The 23,116-nt window shown below is 51.5% G+C and carries 15 protein-coding genes and 1 other annotated feature; of the genes, 12 read left to right on the top strand and 3 right to left on the bottom strand.

The window, feature by feature from the left end:
• Positions 1-96: 96 nt before the first annotated feature.
• A complete protein-coding gene (locus tag KZ483_RS20560; protein ID WP_220349416.1) occupies positions 97-1,287 on the bottom strand; it encodes an MFS transporter in 1,191 nt (396 codons plus the stop codon).
• A 103-nt stretch (positions 1,288-1,390) separates the two neighbouring features.
• Between KZ483_RS20560 and KZ483_RS20555 the strand changes: the two genes are divergently transcribed.
• The 3 genes from KZ483_RS20555 to KZ483_RS20545 all read left to right on the top strand — a co-directional run bounded on the left by KZ483_RS20555 (position 1,391) and on the right by KZ483_RS20545 (position 5,879).
• Positions 1,391-2,335 carry a helix-turn-helix transcriptional regulator gene (locus tag KZ483_RS20555; protein WP_220349415.1) on the top strand — a complete coding sequence of 315 codons (945 nt, stop codon included), beginning with the start codon at positions 1,391-1,393 and terminating at the stop codon, positions 2,333-2,335.
• Between the two features lie 134 nt (positions 2,336-2,469).
• Positions 2,470-2,736: a binding site (T-box leader), on the top strand.
• Between the two features lie 147 nt (positions 2,737-2,883).
• A complete protein-coding gene (gene asd, locus KZ483_RS20550; RefSeq protein ID WP_220349414.1) occupies positions 2,884-3,969 on the top strand; it encodes an aspartate-semialdehyde dehydrogenase in 1,086 nt (361 codons plus the stop codon).
• Positions 3,970-4,247: 278 nt separating this feature from the next.
• The gene (locus KZ483_RS20545) at positions 4,248-5,879 is read left to right on the top strand and encodes an FMN-binding glutamate synthase family protein (protein WP_220349413.1); all 1,632 of its coding nucleotides are present in this window, start codon (positions 4,248-4,250) and stop codon (positions 5,877-5,879) included.
• A 118-nt stretch (positions 5,880-5,997) separates the two neighbouring features.
• On the opposite strand, the gene KZ483_RS20540 is transcribed toward KZ483_RS20545, so the two are convergent.
• On the bottom strand, positions 5,998-6,750 hold the full coding sequence (locus KZ483_RS20540; RefSeq protein ID WP_220349412.1) for a hypothetical protein: 753 nt from the start codon (positions 6,748-6,750) through the stop codon (positions 5,998-6,000).
• A gap of 173 nt (positions 6,751-6,923) precedes the next feature.
• Between KZ483_RS20540 and KZ483_RS20535 the strand changes: the two genes are divergently transcribed.
• The gene (locus KZ483_RS20535; protein ID WP_220349411.1) at positions 6,924-10,304 is read left to right on the top strand and encodes a DEAD/DEAH box helicase; all 3,381 of its coding nucleotides are present in this window, start codon (positions 6,924-6,926) and stop codon (positions 10,302-10,304) included.
• Between the two features lie 77 nt (positions 10,305-10,381).
• Here the strand turns inward: KZ483_RS20535 and dapA are convergent, their stop codons facing one another.
• Positions 10,382-11,266, bottom strand: a complete 885-nt coding sequence (dapA, locus tag KZ483_RS20530) for a 4-hydroxy-tetrahydrodipicolinate synthase (RefSeq protein ID WP_220349410.1) — start codon at positions 11,264-11,266, stop codon at positions 10,382-10,384.
• Between the two features lie 75 nt (positions 11,267-11,341).
• Between dapA and KZ483_RS20525 the strand changes: the two genes are divergently transcribed.
• The 8 genes from KZ483_RS20525 to KZ483_RS20490 all read left to right on the top strand — a co-directional run bounded on the left by KZ483_RS20525 (position 11,342) and on the right by KZ483_RS20490 (position 23,004).
• On the top strand, positions 11,342-12,253 hold the full coding sequence (locus KZ483_RS20525) for a LysR family transcriptional regulator (protein ID WP_309568600.1): 912 nt from the start codon (positions 11,342-11,344) through the stop codon (positions 12,251-12,253).
• A 118-nt stretch (positions 12,254-12,371) separates the two neighbouring features.
• Positions 12,372-14,195 carry a sensor histidine kinase gene (locus tag KZ483_RS20520; protein ID WP_220349409.1) on the top strand — a complete coding sequence of 608 codons (1,824 nt, stop codon included), beginning with the start codon at positions 12,372-12,374 and terminating at the stop codon, positions 14,193-14,195.
• 150 nt (positions 14,196-14,345) lie between these two features.
• Entirely contained in the window at positions 14,346-15,308 is a 963-nt protein-coding gene (locus KZ483_RS20515) for an ABC transporter permease (RefSeq protein ID WP_220349408.1), read from the top strand.
• A gap of 130 nt (positions 15,309-15,438) precedes the next feature.
• Positions 15,439-16,344, top strand: coding sequence for a carbohydrate ABC transporter permease (locus tag KZ483_RS20510; RefSeq protein WP_397376122.1), 906 nt, complete (start codon positions 15,439-15,441; stop codon positions 16,342-16,344).
• A 62-nt stretch (positions 16,345-16,406) separates the two neighbouring features.
• Entirely contained in the window at positions 16,407-17,765 is a 1,359-nt protein-coding gene (locus tag KZ483_RS20505; protein ID WP_220349407.1) for an AraC family transcriptional regulator, read from the top strand.
• Positions 17,766-17,939: 174 nt separating this feature from the next.
• Positions 17,940-19,529 carry a response regulator transcription factor gene (locus KZ483_RS20500; protein WP_220349406.1) on the top strand — a complete coding sequence of 530 codons (1,590 nt, stop codon included), beginning with the start codon at positions 17,940-17,942 and terminating at the stop codon, positions 19,527-19,529.
• A 23-nt stretch (positions 19,530-19,552) separates the two neighbouring features.
• Positions 19,553-21,100 carry a response regulator gene (locus tag KZ483_RS20495; protein ID WP_220349405.1) on the top strand — a complete coding sequence of 516 codons (1,548 nt, stop codon included), beginning with the start codon at positions 19,553-19,555 and terminating at the stop codon, positions 21,098-21,100.
• Positions 21,101-21,285: 185 nt separating this feature from the next.
• A complete protein-coding gene (locus KZ483_RS20490) occupies positions 21,286-23,004 on the top strand; it encodes an ABC transporter substrate-binding protein (protein ID WP_220349404.1) in 1,719 nt (572 codons plus the stop codon).
• Positions 23,005-23,116: the final 112 nt, after the last annotated feature.

The raw sequence follows: 23,116 nt of genomic DNA, 5'->3' as shown, positions 1-23,116 counted from the left end.
GCCAAAGTTGTTCCCCCCGTCTACACTGAGTTTATCTCATATTTATTTATGAAGACATCATGAGCGATATGAGTTATCTCCGTTAAAAGTAAGGCGTTAAGCTGCGGGTTCGGTTTTCGGTACTGCTTTTTCCGCTTGAGTGGACAGAACTCCGCTTGTGATAAATACGAGCAGCGAGCATGCCAGGCAAATCGCCGTAAAAATACCTACAGCAGAATAGCCGCTAAACACCGCATAAAGCATTCCCGCCGTCCAGGCTCCGAACGTTGTCGCCGCATTCATGGTTGATGTGGCCAGACTTGAAATGGTGCCGCGGATGGTCGGATTTAAACTGTTCAGCAGCCCCACCATAAGCGGGAACAAGACACCGAGGATAGCGAATATGAGAAAATAAACGCCTTTGACTATATAAACGGACGACACATGAGGCAGTACGATATATGCCGCAGCAACGATGAGCATCCCTGCTGTCATAGTCTGAAACTGATTTAATGCTTTTAACACATAAGGGCTGCATAGGCTGCCGAGCAAATTGCCAAGCCCCAAGAATATGATCACATATCCAGCCTCGTCTATCGAAAGGTTAAAGCGGTCCGTCATCCATTTTCCGAGAAAAGCAAAGGCGGCGCTGCTTCCGAGGTGTACAAAAAAATAGGCGAGGAAGGTGCCTCTCGCTTTGCCGCTTGTGAGCAGTGGAATGTATCTTCTTGGTATGGATGGCTTAGCCCCTTGCTGCACTTGCGGTTTCATGCCGGGTACGACGAAATAGGCTGCGACGGCCAGCAGCAGTGAGAATATGCCGATCGCCCAGAATGGATGAGACCAATTGTCGGCTGCCAGAAGACTTCCGATCGGCACGCCGAGCGCTTGAGAGACAGCGAGACCTGCATAGGCGATTCCCAAAACTTTGCTGATTTTGGCCGGCGGAAACAGAGTTGGAATCGATGCCCACACTTGCGGAGCTGTAAACGCCGCGCTGACTCCCGCCATGAAACGGAACAGGCACATGGTCCAGAAGTCGGCGGCGAAACCGCATAAGCATGTTGAAACTGCGAAGCAGGTAAGGCCGGTTAGCAGCACTTTTTTTCGATCCCATCCATCCGACAAAGGCCCCGCTATCAGCGCAAATACCGCCGAGCCCAAGGTATAGGCTCCGATCATCCATCCCGCCGTTTCGGTAGGGACATCGAACAGGCTCTGCAGTGTCGGAATAAGTGGAGAGATCAGAAACGTATCCGTACCGATAACAAACATGATAAGAAAAAATACCGCAATAATTTTACTCATCTTCTTCACCATTTTCTTTTGTATTTGATCTTGACCCAATTGTAGCGGATAATAGTGACAATAATTGTCATGAACTTTAAATAAAAATTGGAGCCGACTACTAATGTCTAAATCGAAACGATTGTTGGAACTGATGATGACGGTCAATCGAAAACGTAAATTTACGGTTAAAGAGCTTGCCCTGGAATTTGGCGTGTCCACGAGAACGATGTTAAGAGATCTGCAGGAGTTAAGCGAGCTTGGGGTTCCGCTCTATTCGGAGGTAGGTCCGCACGGCGGCTATCAGGTATTAAGAGAAAGAATATTGCCGCCTATCGCATTTTCGGAGGAAGAGGCTGTCGCCATGTTTTTCGCGGTATATGCGCTCCGTCATTATTCTTCTCTGCCATTTGAATCAGAATCTGCTTCCGCATTGGACAAATTTTATTTGCACATGTCCGGGGACGTTCGCGACCGTATTGATCAAATGAAAAATCGGGTGGACTTCGTGACGCCGACGAGGCAGCAGGAATCCCCTTTTTTATCGATCCTGCTCGAAGCAGCCATTCATCAAAAGGTGCTGCTTATCGAGCACGAGTCGCGGGGAGATACAGCGGGACGAAAAATACAACCGATCGGAATTTATGCAAATAACGGCTTATGGTTTTGTCCGGCTTATTGCTTTCTGCGTAAAGATTTTCGCGTATTCCGCTGCGATCGGATTCATTCGGCGGAATACGATGCTGACACGGAGCCTATAGATCTGCGGCATGTTCATCTTGGAAATAAGGAATCGGTTTTCCAAAAGGAGAAGGAGTCGGTTCAGCTTTATGTGGAACTTAGCCGGAGTGGCGTGCAAATGTACGAGGCTGTATTATGGCTGAGCTCCCATTTGCATATCCGGGAAGATGGTACCGGTTGGTTGGAAGGTCCGATTCCTCAGAGCGATCTCGCCTTTTATGCGAGATTTTTCATCGGACTCGGCAATGAGGCAACAGTCAAGCATCCTCCGGAGCTGGTAGGTTATATGAAGCGGCTGTTCGCGGAAATCATGTCTAAATATGAATAGCCGCGCCAGGCGAGGAACGAGAAGGAGCCTTAACCCGAATTAAGGAAGGTAAATTTTACAAGTATGTAGATGTCATCGAATTTTAAAAAATATGTTTACCTCACATTGGTTATTTGATAATATTATCGCAAGATTCAAATGCGATGAAGAGAAGAGTAAATAAATGGATTCTTTCACAGAGAGCTCCGTCAGCTGAAAAGGAGCAAAGAGTTGTTTATTGAAAAAAGCCTCAGAGCAGCGCGCCGGAACCCCATAAAGGCGGGATGGTGTGCCAGGAGCTCCTGTTACAGAGCTAGAGTATAAGCATTACTTATTGTAAATGCAGTACTTGAAGAGGCTGGTATGGCGACATATTAGCGAATCTGGGGTGGTACCACGAGTATACAAATCTCGTCCCTGAGACCAAGTCTTGGGGGTGGGATTTTTTTTGTTGCTGGGAACATAACAATATGTAACAGACGGGACACCAAATCAGACCGTTTGAATAGTTATTTAAGAAGAATAATTGAACTCGTTAGTTATACTATTTTGAAAGGATTGACTATCTTATGACAGGGAAATTGAAAGTTGGTATTGTCGGAGGAACAGGAATGGTTGGTCAGCGGTTTGTTCAGCTGCTGGATCAGCATCCCTGGTTTGAAGTAACGGGAATTGCCGCTAGCAGCGGTTCGGCGGGCAAAACTTATGAAGAAGCCGTGCAAAGCAGATGGAAGCTGGCCGGGCCCATTCCGGAAGCGGTAAAAAATATCATCGTTCAGGATGCTTCGAAAGTGGAAGAGGTCGCCGCGCAGGTTGATTTCGTTTTCTGCGCAGTGGATATGAAGAAGAACGAAATTCAAGCGTTGGAAGAGGCATACGCCAAAACGGGCACACCCGTCGTTTCCAACAATTCGGCTCACCGCTGGACGCCTGACGTCCCTATGGTCATTCCGGAAATTAATCCGGGGCATCTTGAAGTGATCGCCGCGCAGAGAAAACGGCTCGGTACGTCGAGCGGATTCATTGCCGTTAAGCCCAACTGCTCCATTCAGAGCTATGTGCCGGCACTTCACGCACTGGCGGATTACAAACCGAGGACAGTGGTTGCATCGACGTATCAGGCGATTTCCGGAGCCGGCAAGAACTTTACCGATTGGCCTGATATGTTGGATAATGTAATCCCTTATATTGGCGGCGAGGAAGAGAAAAGCGAGCAGGAGCCGCTGCGCATATGGGGCAGCATTGTGGGCGGTGAAATTATAAAAGCAAGCTCACCTTTAATAACAACGCAGTGTATTCGCGTTCCAGTAACGGATGGGCATTTGGCCACGGTATTTGTATCATTCGAGAATAAACCGTCGAAGGAAGAGATTCTCGGCCGCTGGCTGCAGTTTAAAGGACGACCGCAGGAGCTTGGGCTGCCAAGCGCGCCAAAGCAGTTCATAACGTATTTTGAAGAAGAGAACAGACCACAGACTAAACTTGACCGTGAGATCGAGCGCGGCATGGGAGTTTCGGTCGGCAGATTGCGCGAGGATTCACTATACGATTATAAATTTGTTGGACTATCGCATAATACATTGCGCGGAGCGGCAGGCGGTGCTGTTCTGATTGCCGAGCTGCTTAAAGCGGAAGGCTATATTCAGGCAAAGTAACTGCAAGCGGTGCTCGGTTTCTATATTCAGAAACTGCTGTTCACAGCAAATCATGTCCAAATATGAAGTCGCGACTACAAGCAAGTGCCTCCAAATGACGGAGGCTCTTTTTTTGTGTGCTGTTCACAGAATATTCTTAAAATTGAGCCGAATGGTACATAAATTCGGCTTGCGCACGCGCGCCCCTGCAAGCTTAGTTTGGTACAATGAGTATATAGGTTTCACGTTCACTTGCAACCGTATTATGCAGCTAGGCCAACCCAGGGAGAGTGATGGATATGAACCTTTTTGAGCATGTGCTGATTATAACGGCAATCGTGTTACTGCTTCTTGTTGTGATCGTTCCGACCGTATTCCTTATCTATATTTATCGCTTCGACTCGAAGCAAGAGCAGCATTCCATTTTGCGAAATTACCCGATTCTCGGCAAAGTCCGCTATTTCTTCGAAATGATAGGACCGGAAATGCGACAATACTTGTTTGACGGTGATCGTGACGGGAAGCCCTTTTCGCGTACGGACTTTTTAAACATCGTGCTCCCCGCAAAATATTTAAAGAACATCATATCGTACGGTTCCAAACGCGACTTCGAGGAGCCGGGTTATTTCATTAAAAATGCAATGTTTCCGAAACAACGCGGAGATATGTTGGTGGATAACAGTTTGAATGTAGCCACCAAAAAATATTTGCTCGAGGAAGAAAATCTGTTTTCGCGCAAGGAAAAATTCATGGACGACAGTATCAAGCCCTGGCTGCTCGATGACAGGGATGCGATCGTGATCGGACCGGACTGCAGAATTCCCTTCGCCGTCAAGGGACAGATCGGCATGTCCGCAATGAGCTACGGCGCACTCGGCGAGAATGCGATCACCGCTTTGTCCCAAGGTCTCGGGATGGCCGGGGGGACGTGGATGAACACAGGGGAAGGCGGCTTGTCTCCGTTCCATCTCAAAGGCGGGGTGGATATCATTATGCAGATCGGCCCCGGGCTGTTCGGCGTCCGGACAAAGGATGGCCAATTTTCCTGGGAAGAGCTGAGAAAGAAAAGCGAAATCCCCCAGATCCGCGCGTTTGAATTAAAGCTCGCTCAAGGAGCCAAAGCGCGGGGCGGGCATCTTGACGGCAGTAAGGTCAGTGAGGAAATTGCTCTCATCCGTGGCGTGGAGCCGTTTAAAACAATCGACAGTCCCAATCGTTTCGATCAGTTCTCCGATGCCTACGGGATGATCGATTTTATCGAAAGGATGCGCGAGGTAACCGGGAAGCCGGTTGGAGTGAAAATCGTCGTCGGCGGGGAAGATTCGGTCGATGAACTGGCAGAAGCGATGAAACGGACGGGGAAAGGACCGGACTTTATCACTGTCGACGGAGGCGAAGGCGGAACGGGTGCAACCTATCAGGAGCTTGCCGACAGCGTTGGATTACCGGTAAAGTCGGCTTTGATGATTTTGAATCAGACCTTGATTAAATACGGTGTCAGGCAGCGGGTGAAAATCATTGCTTCCGGGAAGCTGTTTACCCCGGACCGGGTTGCCGTGGCGCTTGCCATGGGGGCGGATCTCGTCAATATCGCCAGAGGTTTCATGATTGCGATAGGCTGCATCGGCGCTCAGCGCTGTCATACCAATCACTGTCCGGTAGGGGTGGCCACTACGGATCCGAAGTTCCAAAAAGCGCTGGTCGTTGAGGAGAAGCATTATCGTGTTCTGAACTACGTAACTATCATGCGCGAAGGCCTGTTTACGCTTGCGGCAGCCGCGGGTATCGATTCGCCTGCCCGCTTCGATACGCAGCATGTCGTGTATAAGGATAGAGAAGGCCGTGTACGCTCGCTTAAGGAAATTTACCGGAATATGTTTTCGGAACGAACGGATGCCATTCCGTTTCCCGACCTGTCGGAAGCCAACTGACATACATCGGACGTCCCAACCGCACCATGCTGCAGGTACTATCAAGAGACTGTGAATATCTGATAAAGAGGAGGGCTGTCCACCATGAATAAGTGGGCAGCCCATTTTCTTTGCTTTTTCATGATTCTTCCTTGCGTATTTTTGCAGGGTTATTGATTTTGTACGGCACCGGATGCTTGGTAAGCTTCTTTGCCGCAATCTTGGCTTCGAATGCAATCTTGTTCCCGATCTCCAGCTCCATTTTTTTAAGCGTCGCGCTATGACTGGACCAGGCTGTTCCGATTTCGGTTTCCGGCTCTGTAATGAATACCGCTTCATAAATAACCACTTCATCATCCGTATCGGAGAAATGATTCGGCACCGTCGTAAACTCTTTTACGATAGCGGTCATTTTCACCTTCTCTTCAGGAAGCTGAAGCTTTCCTTTTTTTGCTTTCTCTTTCGCCGGTTGTTCGACTTTAGGCGCTGCAATCTTCGCTTCCTCCAGCACCGGAGCTTGTTCCTGCGGCGCCTTCGGCTGGGCGGCTTCCTCGGGCTCTACAACTTCCGTCAGCTCCTGGGCTCCCTCCGTTTCCGGCAATTCTTCTACTGCCGCAGGAAGCTTCTGTCCGTAGCTCGCGGCCTGCATCTCTCTCAAATAAGACGGATGGATGCAGTGCTTTTGACTGTTTTCGAACTGAATGACCGCGGTCATATCATCGACGTATCCAATAATGCTGCAGGCGAGATTCTTACCGTTTCCCCTGTAGAAGAACGCTTTCGCTTTGGACGCTTTCTCCGAGAGCAGATTCCATTCCTTGCATTTTTCAATTAGTGCCGTTTCGTGCTCGAAGGCATTATATCCGCTGGGCTCGATAGTGAATGTATGCATCGTATATTCCCCGCCTTTCTGTTTATCCAGAAATATTCTATCATTTTTTTGCTTTGTATGGTGGTTTCAATCGGATTAAAAAATCCCATTCCTGTCGGGTTCGGGATTTTTGCTATGATGATATATAATGATGGTGACGTGGACTTCAGGATGCGGAAAGGTTTTGATTGCAAGTGAATAATTTTCCTTTGACATTGCAGGACATTGAACAGCTGTGCGGTGCTGTATCATACAAGCGGGGACAAGAGTATTACCGGGATCGTAAAGTGACCCGTATCACATACGATGAGGGAAAATACGGATACCGCGCGGTTGTTCAAAGCGGCGGGCGTCCTTGCGAGGTACGGGTTGAAATCGATTCCGCAGGCGGCCTTGAAGCCGAATGCGATTGTCCTGCTTTCGGAACTTTCTATTCCTCTTACTGCAAGCATGTGGCGGCTGTCCTGATGCATGTCCGCCATTTGGAGCTTCAGGGTCAGATTATGCGGAAGCAGCCGATCGGTTCAGGTATTTCCCCGCAAGATCTGCAGTTAGGGGAACGGATGCTGTCATTGTTCGGCGGGTTCGCCGGGGGAATGCTTTCCGGAGTGTCCGGATCAAGAGAAAGCAGTAAGGAAAGGAAAGAATTAAAAGCGGAATATATTTGCGAATTCGTAACGGGTTCGTTTGCAGAACGTCCCGGTATCAGGCTGGAGATGCGGCTTGGAGATAAACGCACATTCGTTGTTTCGCAAATCGCTCAGCTGCTGGAGTCGATCGAACGTGGAGACGCCGTTGCCATATCGAGGCACTTTACCTATGATCCGTTGATTCATTGTTTCAATACGATGGATCGGGCGGTTATCGATTTGCTGATCCATGCCGCCCGCCACGAACGGGAATACCGGGAAATGGCTGGAACCTCCCTCTTTGGCAAGAAGACCTCTGCTGCCCGGGAACGATATATCCAGGTAACGCCAATGACCTGGGAGCTGCTGTATCCGGTATTGCTGAAAGCCGGCGCCGTTATGAGCGTACAAGGGCGGCAGGCTCCGCTTGGACTGGAAGAAGGCGAACTGCCTGTCATGTTTCAGCTTCATGAGCATATGGGAGATACATATCAGCTCGAGGTGCAGGGGCTGAGCGACCTTAAAATCATGGAAACCTACGGCTGCGCCGTTCATGACGGAATCGTATACAAGGTGGAACGCGTGCACCTGGACAAGCTTGCGCGGTTAAAGGAGCTGCTGGCTTCCATGCCGGAGCAGCGGCCGGTCATTGCCGCGGGCCGTCTGGCGCCGTTCATGGAACAGGTCATGCCCGGGCTGACGGGCATGGGAAGAGTTCGCGTCGCGCCGACAATCCGGAACCGTATCGTACAGTCCAAGCTTAAAGCCAAAGTGTACGCCGATTGGGATGAACCAGGCAATAAGCTGCTCCTTAAAGTGGAGTTCGTGTATGATACATTCGTCGTCAATCCGTACATACCATCGCTCGGAGAGGAAGAACGTTCCACTGTCGTATTGGTTCGCGAGCAGGACAAGGAACAGCGGATTTTGAAGCTGCTCGAACAGGGCGGCAGCGTATACGGCGGGGACGGCTTGTTTGTGGAGCACGAGGAAGCGATCTTTGATTTCTTATTCCATACGCTGCCCGAATTGGAGCGGCTGGCTGAGGTTTATGTAACTTCTTCGGTAAAGGCCCTTGCGGGGCCTGCGAATGCCGCGCCGAAGATATCTGCCGACATGGATTCGGATATGAACTGGCTGGAGATCAAATTCGATATAGCGGGCATCGATAAGAAAGAAATTCGCAGCCTGCTTCTGGCAATCATGGAGAAGAAGAGATTCTACAGACTGCCGGGCGGAGCCTTCGTCGACCTTGAGGGAGAGGCGCTGCGCGGCATGCAAGGAATGTTCCAGCAGCTTGATATCCGCCATTCGGAGGTTAAGGACGGTGCGGTAAAGCTGCCGCTATACCGGGGCTTTCAGATGCTTGATGAGAACGCCGGGCCCCTCGGCCGCTTGAAGATGGGACGGTCGCTACGGCAGCTTCTGGATAATATGAGAAACCCGGATAACCTGGAGTTTCCTGTTCCGCAACAACTTGCTTCCGTGCTGCGCGATTATCAGGCATATGGTTATCAATGGATGAAGATGCTCGCGCATTACCGGTTCGGCGGCATTCTGGCTGATGATATGGGACTTGGAAAAACGCTGCAGAGCATTGCTTTCATTCTATCGGAGAAGAGCGGCGAAGGGGCGGAGACCGAGAGGGCGGCGGAGAAGCTCGCGGGCAGGAACAGGGTGGCGCTTGTTGTCTGTCCCGCTTCGCTTCTATACAACTGGGAGAATGAATTCCACAGGTTCGCGCCTGAATTGAAGGTGGTGGTGGCCGCCGGGGAGCGGAAGGACCGGTTCGAGCGGCTGGAGAGTCTCAGCAGGCTTCTTCCCGATGAAGGGACGTGGAATGGACTTGCCGATAGCCCGTCGGAAGCAGGCGAGGCGGATGTTATTATTACCTCTTATCCGCTCCTCAGGCGGGATGCGGAATGGTACCAGTCTCAGGTATTCCATACGTTAATTTTAGATGAGGCGCAGTTTATTAAAAATCACATGACGCAGACTGCGTTGGCGGTGAAGAAGATTAACGCGGAGCGCCGGTTTGCCTTGACGGGGACGCCGGTCGAGAACTCGATGGAGGAGCTGTGGTCGATTTTTGATGCGGTGTTCCCCGGATTATTCGCGGATAAGAAAACGTTCCGCGATATGCCGGGCGATAAGGTCGCGCGGCTGGTGCGCCCGTTTATTCTGCGCAGGCTGAAGGCGGACGTGCTGAAGGAGCTTCCCGATAAAATTGAGACGGTACATCGTTCCGAGCTGCAGACGGAGCAGAAAAAGCTGTATGCCGCGTATCTGGAGAGGCTGCAGAAGGATACGCTCCGGGAATTGGAAAAGGAAGGCTTCCAGAAAAGCCGGATCAAAATACTGGCGGGTATTACGAGATTGCGGCAGCTGTGCTGTCATCCGTCTTTGTTTGTGGAGAATTACGAAGGCTCGTCCGGGAAGCTGGAGCAGCTGATGGAGCTGGCCCAGGAAGCACTTGGCAGCGGCAGAAGAATGCTCATTTTCTCCCAGTTCACGGGTATGCTGGCGGTAATACGCAGGGAGCTGAGCCGGAGCGGCATCAGCGCTTTCTATCTTGATGGAAGCACCCCTTCCGCCGAGCGGATGGATATGAGCCGCCGGTTCAACGAGGGAGAGCATCAGCTTTTCCTGATTTCGCTTAAGGCCGGGGGGACGGGACTCAACTTGACGGGTGCGGATACGGTTATTTTATACGACTTGTGGTGGAATCCCGCCGTAGAGCAGCAGGCTGCGGACCGCGCGCACCGGATCGGGCAGAAGAAAGTGGTGCAGGTGCACCGTCTTGTCGCGAAGGGAACGGTCGAGGAGAAAATGCTTGAGCTGCAGCAGCGCAAGAAGGATTTGATCGACCAGGTTATTCAGCCGGATATGGCGTCCGGTGCGGCATTAACTGAGCAGGACATTCGCGATCTGCTTGGTATGGGATAGGTGATTTTTAGGCGACAGAAATAAAACCAATAGCTTTCCGTGAATCCACGGCTTAAGCTATTGGTTTATTTTTATTGTCAAGCAGTCATTGCCGCGATCGCCTGTTCCAGCTCCGACTGAAGCTCACGGGTAATTGAAGTCATAGGGAGGCGGACGGTATCGGATGTTATGACGGATTGGCGGGAAAGCAGCCATTTGAGCGGCGCCGGGTTAGATTCTTGAAATAGCAGTTGAATCAACGGAAACAGCCGGTCGAACGTTATTTTTGCTTCTTGGACCCTTCCATGAAGGACAAGTTGAAACACATCAATGAAGGCATCTGTATGAATATTGGCGGATGCCAATATGCCGCCGGATGCACCCGCGCACAGCGCAGCATAGAAATTAGCGTCTTCGCCGCACAGCACCGGTTTGGATCCGAGGCGGGTCAATTCCGTCAAGAGCTCAGGTCCGCCGGTGCTGTCCTTCAGTCCGATTACGCCATCCAACTCCAGAATGTTTCTAGCCGTACTAACGGTGAGCCGAATTCCGGTACGAGCGGGAACCTCATAAGCGATAACGGGTAATCCCACCTGTGCCGCCATGCGGAAATGCTCGATTATTCCCGCTTGCGAGGGACGGCTGTAATAAGGCACAACTACAAGTGCGGCATCCGCCCCGATATTCCCCGCCAGTTCGGTCCGTTTTAAAGTTGATGCCGTATCGTTGGTTCCAGTGCCTACTATAATCGGGATGCGCTTGCCTTGCATGCGTTCTTTTGCAGCCTCCACAAGCAGTATTACTTCCTCCCACGAAACCGTTGGCGATTCCCCGGTAGTCCCGTTAATAACCAGACCTTGAATATCAGACTTCAGCAGTCCGTCCACATAGTTCTGAAACGAAATGAGGTCAAGCTCACCACTCGGCAAGAAAGGAGTGACGACCGGGACGAAGATCCCTTTGACATTATGTTCATCCAACATTGGAACAACCCCTCGCATGTTTTGTTGACAATATAACATTATCATGGCTATTCGCATCGGTGTTATCTATACTTAATGATAGGTAACATCAATAATTTCGATAGTGGTGAGTATATGGATTTGACCTATTTTCAGACCTTCCGCAAGGTCGCCGAATGTCGCAGTTTTACACGAGCCGGTGAGGAGCTGGGCTATGCACAGTCCAGTGTTACCGCGCAAATTCAAAAGCTTGAGAAGCTATACGGCGTGAAATTGTTCGAACGGTATGGACGGCAGCTTCGTCTGACGCCTCCCGGCGAATCACTATTAAAGATTTCGGGCCGGATGCTCGAGCTGTATGAGGAGTCGCAAGAAACGATTGCCGGGCAGGCAGGAGGCACGCTTTCAATAGGGACGATCGATTCATTGGGATCTTATTTCCTTCCATCTGTTCTTCAATATATCCGCCGGCAATTTCCCGAACTTACCATCCGGCTTCAGACTGATCGTGAATCGGTAATCGTGAACAAGGTGAAGGAGGGGGAGCTTGATATCGGTCTGCTGCTGGACAGCAAAACGGTCGATCCATTTGTGCAATGCGTTGCAGTCAAAGAAGAGCCTCTGATTGTTATAGCCCATCCGGGCCACCCGTTAACGCTGATGGATAAAGTGGAGATTGGTGAACTTGGCGAGGCGGAGTGGATTATGCCCGAGGACAGCTGCAACTACCGGATCATGCTCGAGAAAGTGCTGAAGGAAAACCAGATTCCATGCCGCATCGGTTTCGAATTGGGAAATCCTGAAGCGGTTAAAAGGTGCGTCATGTCCGGGACCGGTATTGCCCTTCTTCCCCGTATCGTGGCGGACCAAGAGATAAGCCGGGGGGAGCTTGCCGCCCTGCCTTTCACGCATCCCGGAATCCGGCTCAATCTTCAAATGTTCATCCATCCCAGGAAATGGATGTCGAAGCCTCTGCTTGCCTTTATTGAAAAGGTGAAAAGCGGCTGATGCGCAGCGTATATTAATCCAATAAATCATAGATTTGTCTCATTGCCGCCCCAACTTTCCCGTGTAAGACTGGAACTAGGGCGGATGCCTACTTGTCCTCACAGCAAGGGAGAGATCTATGCGGAGAAACCGGTTTCTGTTCCATAAAGTGAACGACATTCCCCTCACATACAAGTTCCTATTAATTTACATCCTTTGTGTATTGATTCCGATTATGTCGATCAATATTTTCTTCTTCATACAAAATTCGGCCAATATCCGTATCCGTGAGGAAGATAACCTGCGCAAATCGATCGAGCGGGCATCTGTGGAGCTGCAAAGCATGGTGGATGAAAGTGTTGCCGTGAGCCACGCGATCGCAGGGGATCAGTCGCTGTATGAGGCGATCGACCGTACCTACGAGAGTCCGGTATCGTTCTACGAGACGTACGACAGCTTTCTGCGCAGCAAGCTGAAACGTTATATGTCGGCCTATCCTAATATACTGGAAGTCGGAGTTTACACCGATAACCCGACGATCGAAAGCGGCGGAAGCTATTTCGTCATTGACCGGAATGTCCGGAATTCTCCATGGCTTAACAGGCATGAGCAGCTCCGCGGCGGCATGACCACTGTGGCTTATTTTGACAATAGCGGAATCGCCCCCGGTAAACGGATAAGCGTAGTCAGCGAACTGGACGGTTTTCCGGGACTTGACACATACCGCAAAGTGCTGCGGATCGACCTCAACGTTAATAAGATATACGGGATTCTGAACCGGGAAATCGGCAGCCTGCAGCTTCTGCTGGTCGACAGCCAGAACCGTCTTGTAGCCTCAGGCGACGGTATGCAGGAACAGAATGCGCCGATATCCGCCTATATTCCGCCCGCTTCAGCGCCGGGAACCGTATTGGAAAAGACGATCGGGAACGAGAATTATATTAAAGGCTGGAAGCTGGTGGGAATGGCGGATACCCGGCGGATCGACAGTATGATCAGCGATGCCAAACGCTCCATACTGCTTCTTGCCGCTATCAGTACCGTCCTTCCTTCACTATTAATCTTCGTTATCCTCCGCTCTTACCATTATCGGGTGAAAAAGCTGTCGAGGCACATGGAGAAAGTACGCAACGAGAAATTCGATCTGATCGAGCTGCAGGAAGGCCGGGACGAAATCGGCGGCTTGATCCGCACATTCAACTTGATGACCGGGAAAATCAACGCATTGTTTAATGACGTATACAAACTGGAAATCCGGCAAAAGAACCTCGAGCTGGAGAGGATTCGCGCGGAGATGAATATGCTCCAGAGCCAAATGAATCCGCATTTCCTCTTTAATACGCTTAATGCGCTGCTTGTCGTGTGCGCCAAAAAAGGTTACACAGATGCGATGGGCATGATCCAGAACCTGTCGCTTCTTCTGCGCCGGCTGATGAGCTGGTCTGATGACCTCGTCCCGGTCCAGGAAGAGCTGCATTTTACGGAAATGTATTTGCAAATCGAGAAATTCCGGTTCGGCGACAGGTTTGATTATACAATCGAGCTTGATCCGGAAGCTTCCGGCTGCCGGATTCCCAAAATGAGCATACAACCGCTTGTTGAGAATGCCTGCAAGCATGGTCTTCAATCGATCCAGGCAAACGGACTTATCCGAATCAAAGCGAACATAGTTGACCGGAAACTGTCGGTTACTGTAGTCGACAACGGGATCGGAATGGAAGTGGAACAGCTTCGCGGCTTGATTGAAGCGGTAAGATCCGACCGGGAGATGCAGGGTCACGTCGGAATCCGGAATGTATACCGGAGGCTGGAGCTGTTCTACCACGAGAGCGCCGGCTTCCGGCTCGAAAGTGAGCCCTCCCTCGGAACGACGGTCGGATTCACGATCCCGCTTCACCGCCTCCATACTCCGGAAGAGGATAATGCTAACCCGAATGCGAACCGGGCCAGTGCCTTAAGGTGAGCGTCCCCCAAGTTCTTAAATTCAGGGGGAGCGATCCTTTAGTCTGGTTATTTTGAAACCGCATTCAATGACTGATAATGAAAATATGCACCGGCTGCCAATAACGGCCGCAGGACAATAGCTGATTACAGACAGATGGAGGGAAGAACCATGGCAAAGGCCGAAACGTTTCCTCGCGGCGAAGCGGCAGTTACCGCCAAAAACAAGCCGTTTTTCAGACGGTTTCGAAATCAGAAGCAGCTGATGATCATGTCGCTTCCCGTTTTGCTTTATGTGGTTTTATTCTCCTATTATCCCATTTGGGGTTGGACGATGGCTTTTCAGAATTATAAGCCCGCCCGCAGCTTCTCCCAGCAGGAGTGGGTCGGTTTCAAGCAATTCCGGTTTCTCTTCAGCGACGACACGTTTCTTAGCGTTCTTCGCAACACGATTGCTATGAGCATGATCAACATGGTGCTCGGATTTGTGACGGCGATCGTATTTGCCATTCTGCTTAATGAAGTGAAGAACAAGCTGTTCAAACGCTCAATCCAGACGATCTCCTATCTGCCGCACTTTCTGTCCTGGATTATCGTTACGGGCATCGTCGCAAGTTCGCTTTCGATCGACGGAGGCATCGTCAATGTTCTGTTGATGAAGCTCGGGATGATTGACGCCCCGATCATGTGGCTGAGCGAACCGAAATATTTCTGGGGCATTGTGGGGGCCTCCCATGTATGGAAAGAAGTGGGCTGGAACGCGATCATCTATCTGGCCGCGATTACATCCATCGATCCTTCGTTGTACGAGGCTGCGGACATCGACGGGGCGAACCGATACCATAAGATGCTTTATATCACTTTGCCGGGTATACGATCGATCGTTATTATTCTGCTCATCATGAATCTGGGCTGGATACTGGAAGCAGGCTTCGAGGTCCAATACTTGCTTGGCAACGGGGTTGTCATCGACTGGTCGCAGACGATTGATATCTTTGTGCTCAAATACGGGCTGCAAATGAGCAACTATTCACTCGCCACGGCGGCGGGAATTTTCAAAACGGTTGTCAGCATCACCCTCATCTTCGCGGCGAACACGATCGCCAAGCGGATGGGAGAAGAGAGATTGATCTGACATTCGAACGCTGCGATGCTGCGATTGTCACTCACGCAAAACGTCTTAGCGTATGCTTCCGATGCGAGTTTTGTGCTCGCTAAAGCAGCGATTCAAGAAGTATCGCACAAAACTTTTAGGAGGCTAAATCATGAGAATGAGGTATTCGCACCGGCTGGAACCGGCCTCTTTTCATACTTTTAATGCAATCGTCATGATCACGCTCGCCGTGGTTACGCTTTATCCGTTTCTGAATACGCTGGCGGTGTCTTTCAATGCAGGCAACGATACGATTCGCGGCGGCATTTACTTGTGGCCCAGAGAGTGGACGGTCAAAAATTATAGCGCAGTCTTCGCGACTGGCGCGGTATACCATGCATTCTGGGTATCTGTCGCGCGTACTGTGATCGGCACCTTGCTTAGCCTGTTTCTTACCTCGATTCTGGCGTATACGGTGAGCCGGAAGGAATACATATTCCGGAAGCCGGTCACGGTCATTATCGTGCTTACAATGTATTTTAACGCCGGTCTCATTCCTTACTATTTTCTGATTAAGGATCTGCATCTGCTCAATCATTTTCTCGTCTACATTATTCCCGGCCTCGTCAGCGCGTTCAATATGATCGTGATCAGGACCTATATTCAAACGCTGCCGGAGAGTTTGATCGAATCGGCGAAAGTCGACGGCGCAGGCGATTTTCGTATCTTTCTGACGATTGTACTGCCGCTCTGCCAGCCTGTGCTGGCAACCGTTGCCTTGTTTGTAGCCGTGGGCCAGTGGAATTCCTGGTTCGACACGTTTCTGTTCGCCTCATCGAAACAGGATCTGAGCACGCTGCAGTACGAGCTGATGAAGCTGCTCTCGTCCTCGATGAATTCAAACAGCAACCCGGCCGTGGCAGCCGGGGCAGATCCGGAGGCCGCCCGCAATATGGTGACGCCGGCATCGATTCGCGCGGCCATTACAATCGTCGCATCCGTGCCCATCCTGATTGTCTATCCGTTTCTGCAAAAATATTTTGTCGTCGGCATGCAGCTAGGCAGCGTCAAGGAATAGGCCTGTATCCGTGATATAATGGGTGAATAATCCAAAGTATCGCGGGGGGTGCTTCATTCATCATGTCGACTGCATCGGGCGGAAAAAACCAACAACGCCGTGAATACGCGCTGCCGGACTACCAGTTCTCAGTGCGGATCCACGGCACGCATTGGCGTACGGTAAACCCGGAATGGTCATACCCGTTCCACGAACATCCGCTGTTCGAATTAAATTTGGTGCTCGAAGGGCGTCAGATTACGACCGTTGAGGAAACTGCCTATGTCCAAAACAAAGGCGACCTGATGATCATCCGGCCGGGCGACATACATAAAAGCGAAGCGGGCGGACCGGAAGGGATGACTTATTTTTGCCTGCATTTTGATATTGACGACCCTCCTTTATTCGAGCGGTTGCTCGGATTACAGCAATTTTTGCACCCTTCGGATTCCGCTGTAGCCGATAGTCTTCGTCCGTTTATTGAGAAATTGCTGCAAATGCCGGAGCAGCCCGCCGGCCGGGAAGCGGATGAATCGGTGAATGTCCGGATTGCGGTGTTGAATATGATGCTGGTCGTTCTGACCGAGCTGTCCGATTTGACCGGCGACAAGCAGGCAGGTTCCGTTCCGGTCCGTCCGGCGCGAGACTATTCCGTCCAGCTTCAGCGGTTCCGGGAGCGTAACGCCCTGGAAAACAAAATACAGGAGCTCTTCCATATACCGGCTGCGGCGGCGGCCGAAATCGACGAATCGCTGTTTCCGTCGTTCCGCTGGCTAGGCATCTTTGTGATTCGTATTAATGACGACAATTTCTGGACGAATCCCGACCGGTTCTTCGCCAAGTACCTGATTGAGTGCGAGGTGGCGAAATTGGGGGTTGCCGTCATAATAACGGAGAAGCAGTGGATGACCGTGGTCCTATTCTCGAATCAATTTACGGTGCCTCCAGTCCGGGAATATGCCGTTAGATGCAAAGACCTGCTGGAGGAGAAATTGGAGGTTGCAGCGGAAGTCGGAGTGGGCGGCATCTCGCCGATCCCTTCTGAAATCGGAAAGCTGTATCAACAGGCGCTTCGGCACCTCGATGAAGAGGATTCCGAGACGGTCCAATCCGACAATATCCACCGGATGATCCGCTTGGCTATCCTTCATATCGATGCGGAATATGCGAATCCGGATTTATCGCTCGGCATGCTGGCAGAGAAGCTCGAAGTGACGCCCAATTACCTTAGTTATCTGTTTACCTCCGAGACAGGTCACACCTTTACACAGCATTTGTCCCGTATCCGGATCGAAAACGCCAAACGAATGCTGCGGGACACGACGCTTAAAGTGTACCAGATTTGCCAGAAGGTAGGTTATTCCGATCAAGCCTATTTCAGCCGGTTGTTTAAGGCAATTACCGGAGTTCGCCCCAACGATTACAGAACATCACTGCCATGAACACTTCTTCCGGCTTCCGCGGTCATATGGCTTCGGAAGCTTTCTTTATTTACTCCCCCATAGAATTATCCATAAAATTATAGTTCTGCCACATTGCCGCTTCACTGCCGCTGTGACAGACTGGAAATAAGCCTGAAAAGTCGCGGGCAAAGGGAAAGTAGGAGGGAATGCGCCATGTGTAAAGCGCTAATAATCGATCATCAACCGGACTTGGCATACTGGTCTGCACTTGCCGACTGGCGGGCCTGCGGTTACGAATTGTGCGGCAGCGCTGGGAACGCAGGGGAAGCGCTATCGCTCATCCGGGGATGCTCTCCCGACCTGATCATCGTCGACATCGGGTCCCCTGTTATAAACGGTTTCGAGCTCATACGCAAAATCCGCCAAACAAGCGGGAAACGCATAAAATGTATCGCCGTGAGCCGTCAATACAGGTTCGCCTTGGCACAGCAGGCTATACGCGAACGATTCGACCGTTATCTGCTGAAACCTGTTCAGAAAGAGGAATTTCAAAAAGTGCTGACAGAGCTTCGAGATTGCTGTGACATCGAGTTTATACCGGAGCGGAACGATGCAGACAAACAGATGGTATATGCCGGTTCCGCCGCACTTGCCAGGACGGTTCGCCAAGGCGGCCTGCAGGCGGCGGAGGATGCGCAGCGGCTGCTGGACATCGGCCGTGATACAAAATACCGGCTCGTCCTGCTGGAGACCGTACCCGATACATTCGGGCGAGTACGGCAAGGAGACGAACCTTCCTTTTTCGAGCATCTGGCAGGTGCGGTTGAGGCCTGCGGTCCGGCTTCGGCGAAAGTCATCGCTTTTGAAGACATGCCTTACCGGTGCGGACTGCTGATATTGAGAGAGCATGAAGGAGACAACCTTCCCTTTGATGCCGCGTTGAAGGTAATTACAGACCGGCTGTCCGGCTTATTTCCGTCCCTCGCCGTTTATGCGGCCAAGTCGGATTCATCGGGTCTGACCGGCCTGCGCCGCATTTACCGGCAGTTGCTCGAACAGCGCAGTGTGCGGCGTACCGTCAATCGTTCCCGCTCCGACTCGCCGGATGGTTTGAAAGCGATTGCGGAGCATACCCGTTCGTTAATGGGATTTGTGGAAGAAAGCAATGCGAAGGGCATCCGAGCGTCCGTGGAGAGTCTCTATCAGGTTTGCCTGAAGACTGACGTTCCTGAGCGAACCGTGCGGGATTGCTCCGCCCGCATTCGTGGAGAGCTGCTCAGAAGATTAATGTCTGCAGGCGCAGATCCCACATTCCCGCCGCCCTGGCTGCAGGCGCAAACAGTCTGCCCGCCGGGAATTTCGCAATCAACCCCGGAAGCTTGGGCAATGGCATGTATCCAGTCAGCCGCTCAGTTAGCCGGGCTAAAAGCGAAACGGCCCGTTTGCGCTGTGGTGGAGGCCATTGATTATATAAAGCGCCATTGCCGGGAAAAGCTCCAGCTGCAGGAGCTTGCCGCCCAGTTCCATCTTAATTCCATTTACTTGGGCCAACAGCTGAAGAAAGAAACAGGATACCAGTTCAACGACTACATTCACCGCCTAAGAATTGCGGAAGCCCAGAAGCTTCTCCGCAGGACAGACATGAAGATGACGGATATCGCCCATACACTCGGCTACCACGACCAGGATTATTTTGCAGACAAATTTAAAGCGCTTACAAAATATTCGCCGTCCACTTATAAAAAATTATGCCAAGAGCAGCAGGAGACACACGCCGAAACCCGGTACATAAACAAAGCATAATACGGCAAAGGAGGCAAGGCCGCATGTATGATGTGTTGCTGGTAGATGATGAACCGCTTGCGATCGAGGGCCTGCAGCTGCTGATCGACTGGGAGAAGCGCGGATTCCGGGTAGGAGCCGTGTGCACTAACGGCGAAGAAGCATTGCGGGTAATCCGTCATTCGCCTCCCGCTCTCGTTGTAACCGATATCCGCATGCCGTATATGGATGGACTCGAATTGATACTTAGAACGAGGGAGGCGGGTAATGACGCCACCAAATTCGTGATTTTGAGCGGCTTCGATGACTATGTTTATGCCAGGGAAGCTCTGCGGCTCGGCGTAACGCACTATATGACCAAACCGATCATCGGCCTGGAGGCGGATCAGGTTCTTGCCGAACTGCAGGAGGAGCTGGGTAAACAGCTGCAGGCCGGAATGATCCGGACGTTCGCCGGACGTTATGCCGTGAAGCGGGCACTGACAGCGCTTTTGTCAGGCCACGCGCCTGAGTCCGAGAGGAACCCTGAGCTGCCGAAGCTGTCGGGCTTCGCCGCCGGATGGACTTATATGCACATTGCGGGGGAAGAGGCGGCGCTGGAGACAGCAAGTGAAACGGCCGAACAATTTGCTGAGCAGCAGCGCCTCTGCTGGACGGTCGATTCCGGTGACGGTTCGCTCGGATTGGTCTGCGGCTCGGCCGGAACGGACGAGTCGGAAATCGGTCAGCTCGTCCAGGGTTTATACGACCGGCTTCAAGGCGAGATTACGGACAGCATGATCGGAATAGCGGTTGGCAGCACGCAAAGCAGTTTGTTTGCGATAGCCCGCTCCCGCTACGAGGCTCGCGAAGCGGCCAGATCGCTTTCTTTCAACCGGTATCCCCGGGTCGTATATTACGATGAGATCAAGGACCTGCCGCTTGGCTTCGATCTTCGAGTGCTGGAAGAAGCCGATTCTATTGCGGAAATGGTCGAAGGCGGTGATCCGGAAGCGCTGGCTTCATCGATAAGGACCATTTTTGAAATATTTGAACATCAGCGTATGATGCCGGAGCTCGTCGAGGTTTTCGCCGTCCGTGTCATCGACCGGTGCAGGGAGATTTACCTTGAGCTTGGCGGCAATGAGGATGAATTTCCGGCCGCTTCGATTTGGGATGCCCACCTCGCCCAATCTACGCCATACAACGAGGCAGGACAACGGCTTACCGCATTGTGCCGGAAATGCCGGCAAGGCATTGCTGCTTTGCGGGAACGGCGCACGGGCGGAACGATTGTCAGAGTGGCCGAATACTTGCGTGAGCACTACCGGGAGAGCTGCACGATCAAGGAACTTGCCGAGCGATTCTACTTGAATCCGGTTTATCTCGGCCAATCGTTCTCAGCCAAATACGGGGTGGGCATCATCGATTATGTCCACGATATCCGCATAGAAGAAGCAATGCGTTTGCTGCGGGAAACGGATCAGACGTCTGCAGCCGTGGCCGAGGCGATGGGGTACGGCAGCTATCAGCATTTTCTGAAGCAATTTGAGAAGAGGACGGCAGTGAAACCGACCGAATATAAACAAGCCCATAATGCAGCACTCCAATAAGAACCGCCTGCCGATATCAGTGCGGCGAAGTATGCTCCCATGGAAATGTCAGACAAAAACAACGAAATCTATACTTACCGATATTTAAAAAAAGGGGGAGTGAACCTTTAATCTGGTTATTATGTAACCGTATTCAAAAAGAGCATAATGAAATTGCAATCATAAGTGAAGGAGGAAAATGCACGATGGGGGTAAAAACAAGACGGTCTCTATGGCTCAGTTTAACGCTGATTCTGGCCCTGAGCATGACGCTGCTGGGCTGCAGCAAGAACAGCGGAACAGGTAACGGGGATACGGGAACCGGCAAGGAAAACACTTCCGCAAACGCCAGTGGAAACAGTGGAAACGGGCAGGCTTCGGATAAACCTGAGCCGATCACGATTTCCATATACAACGGATTGCCCGGGCAGGCGCCGACACCGGACAACAAAATTTTCAAGAGAATCAAAGATGAGCTCGGCGTGACGCTTGAACAGGAGTTTCTGGTGGGTGATTCGCAGCAAAAGCTTGGTGTAATGATCGCCGGCGGCGACTATCCCGACATGATCACGGCTGATCCGAAGCTGGTTGCTTCGGGTGCGGTAATCCCGCTGGAGGATCTCATCGAGAAACACGGGCCGAACCTGAAGAAGCATTACGAGAAATATTGGAATCGGATGAAAGATTCGAACGATGGGCATATTTACTGGCTTCCCAACTACGGCGCCTATACCGGCGAAGTGCATGATACATGGTATGCAGGGCCGGCTTTCTGGATCCAGAAGGCCGTACTGAAGGAATACGGCTATCCGAAGCTGACAACGCTGGATGAGTATCTTGATCTTATCCGCAAATACGCGAAGGCGCAGCCGACGATCGACGGGCAGCCGACGATCGGGTTTACCTCGCTGGCGTTTGACTGGAAGTTATTTCCTTTATTTAACCCGCCGGAGCATCTTACGGGTCATCCGAATGACGGAGGCGTAGTGGTTGATAACGGAGTGGCATCCGTGTTTGCCGATAAAGATATCGCCAAGCGCTATTACAAAGAGCTCAACGGCTTGTACAATGAAGGGCTGATGGATAAGGAAGCGTTCGTCCAGAACTATGACCAGTATCTGGCGAAGCTGTCTACCGGCCGCGTGCTTGGGATGTTCGACCAGCACTGGAACTTCGGGCGAGCGGAAGACTCTCTTACGTCGCAGAATAAGATTGATCGGACGTATGTGGGCTTCCCGCTTGTTTATGACTCCAGCTATAAGGAGTACTACCGTGACCGCCCGGTCATCAACCTGAACAACGGATACGGCATCACCGTCGATGCCAAAGACCCGGTGAGGATTATCAAGTTCCTTGATGCGCTGTTGGACGAGAAATGGCAGAAGCTGCTGTCCTGGGGTGTGGAAGGCGAAGATTACATGGTAGGCGAAGGAGGCAAGTTTTACCGGACGGAGGAACAGCGCAAGGCTCAAGAAGCCCCGACCTGGAAGCTGGCCAATAAAGCGGACGTATTTTACTCAACAGCTCCGAAGCTGGAAGGATCATACAGCGACGGCAATGCGACATCGCCGGGAAGCCAGCCGGACGAGTTCTTCAATTCGCTTAAGCCTCTCGATAAAGAAGTACTGACGGCATACGGCCATAAGACATGGACGGAGTTCTTCGCATCGCCGCCTGAGAATCCGGTGTACTACCCGGCTTGGCAGGTCGATCTTATCTCGGGCTCGCCGGCGGACATGGCAAGCAAGAAAATGAACGATACCAGCCTGAAATTTCTGCCTAGGGCGATCATGTCCAAGACGGCTGAATTCGACAGCGTCTGGGATTCATACGTGAAAGAATTCCGGAAGATTGACGTGAAAGCTTATGAAGACCGGATCAATGAACAGCTTCAGTGGCGGATCAAGAACTGGTCGACGAATTAGCAGTATGCAGTAAGCGAATTCAAGAACTGGTCAACGAGTTAACGGCATGCAGTAAGCGAACGAATAGGAAGCGGAAAGGTGGGCGGACCGCTCGCCTTTCCGCTTCTCTTTT

Source organism: Paenibacillus sp. sptzw28 (assembly GCF_019550795.1).
Classification (GTDB): domain Bacteria; phylum Bacillota; class Bacilli; order Paenibacillales; family Paenibacillaceae; genus Paenibacillus_Z.
This window is presented reverse-complemented; position numbering and strand designations above follow the sequence as displayed.

What these genes read in the sequence shown, in the direction of transcription:
- asd (WP_220349414.1), top strand. Translation starts at nt 2,884, where the DNA reads ATGACAGGGAAATTGAAAGTTGGTATTGTCGGAGGAACAGGAATGGTT.
- KZ483_RS20545 (WP_220349413.1), top strand. Translation starts at nt 4,248, where the DNA reads ATGAACCTTTTTGAGCATGTGCTGATTATAACGGCAATCGTGTTACTG.
- KZ483_RS20540 (WP_220349412.1), bottom strand. Translation starts at nt 6,750, where the DNA reads ATGCATACATTCACTATCGAGCCCAGCGGATATAATGCCTTCGAGCAC.
- dapA (WP_220349410.1), bottom strand. Translation starts at nt 11,266, where the DNA reads ATGTTGGATGAACATAATGTCAAAGGGATCTTCGTCCCGGTCGTCACT.
- KZ483_RS20555 (WP_220349415.1), top strand. Translation starts at nt 1,391, where the DNA reads ATGTCTAAATCGAAACGATTGTTGGAACTGATGATGACGGTCAATCGA.
- KZ483_RS20520 (WP_220349409.1), top strand. Translation starts at nt 12,372, where the DNA reads ATGCGGAGAAACCGGTTTCTGTTCCATAAAGTGAACGACATTCCCCTC.
- KZ483_RS20505 (WP_220349407.1), top strand. Translation starts at nt 16,407, where the DNA reads ATGTCGACTGCATCGGGCGGAAAAAACCAACAACGCCGTGAATACGCG.
- KZ483_RS20500 (WP_220349406.1), top strand. Translation starts at nt 17,940, where the DNA reads ATGTGTAAAGCGCTAATAATCGATCATCAACCGGACTTGGCATACTGG.
- KZ483_RS20525 (WP_309568600.1), top strand. Translation starts at nt 11,342, where the DNA reads ATGATAGGTAACATCAATAATTTCGATAGTGGTGAGTATATGGATTTG.
- KZ483_RS20495 (WP_220349405.1), top strand. Translation starts at nt 19,553, where the DNA reads ATGTATGATGTGTTGCTGGTAGATGATGAACCGCTTGCGATCGAGGGC.
- KZ483_RS20490 (WP_220349404.1), top strand. Translation starts at nt 21,286, where the DNA reads ATGGGGGTAAAAACAAGACGGTCTCTATGGCTCAGTTTAACGCTGATT.
- KZ483_RS20515 (WP_220349408.1), top strand. Translation starts at nt 14,346, where the DNA reads ATGGCAAAGGCCGAAACGTTTCCTCGCGGCGAAGCGGCAGTTACCGCC.
- KZ483_RS20560 (WP_220349416.1), bottom strand. Translation starts at nt 1,287, where the DNA reads ATGAGTAAAATTATTGCGGTATTTTTTCTTATCATGTTTGTTATCGGT.
- KZ483_RS20510 (WP_397376122.1), top strand. Translation starts at nt 15,439, where the DNA reads ATGAGAATGAGGTATTCGCACCGGCTGGAACCGGCCTCTTTTCATACT.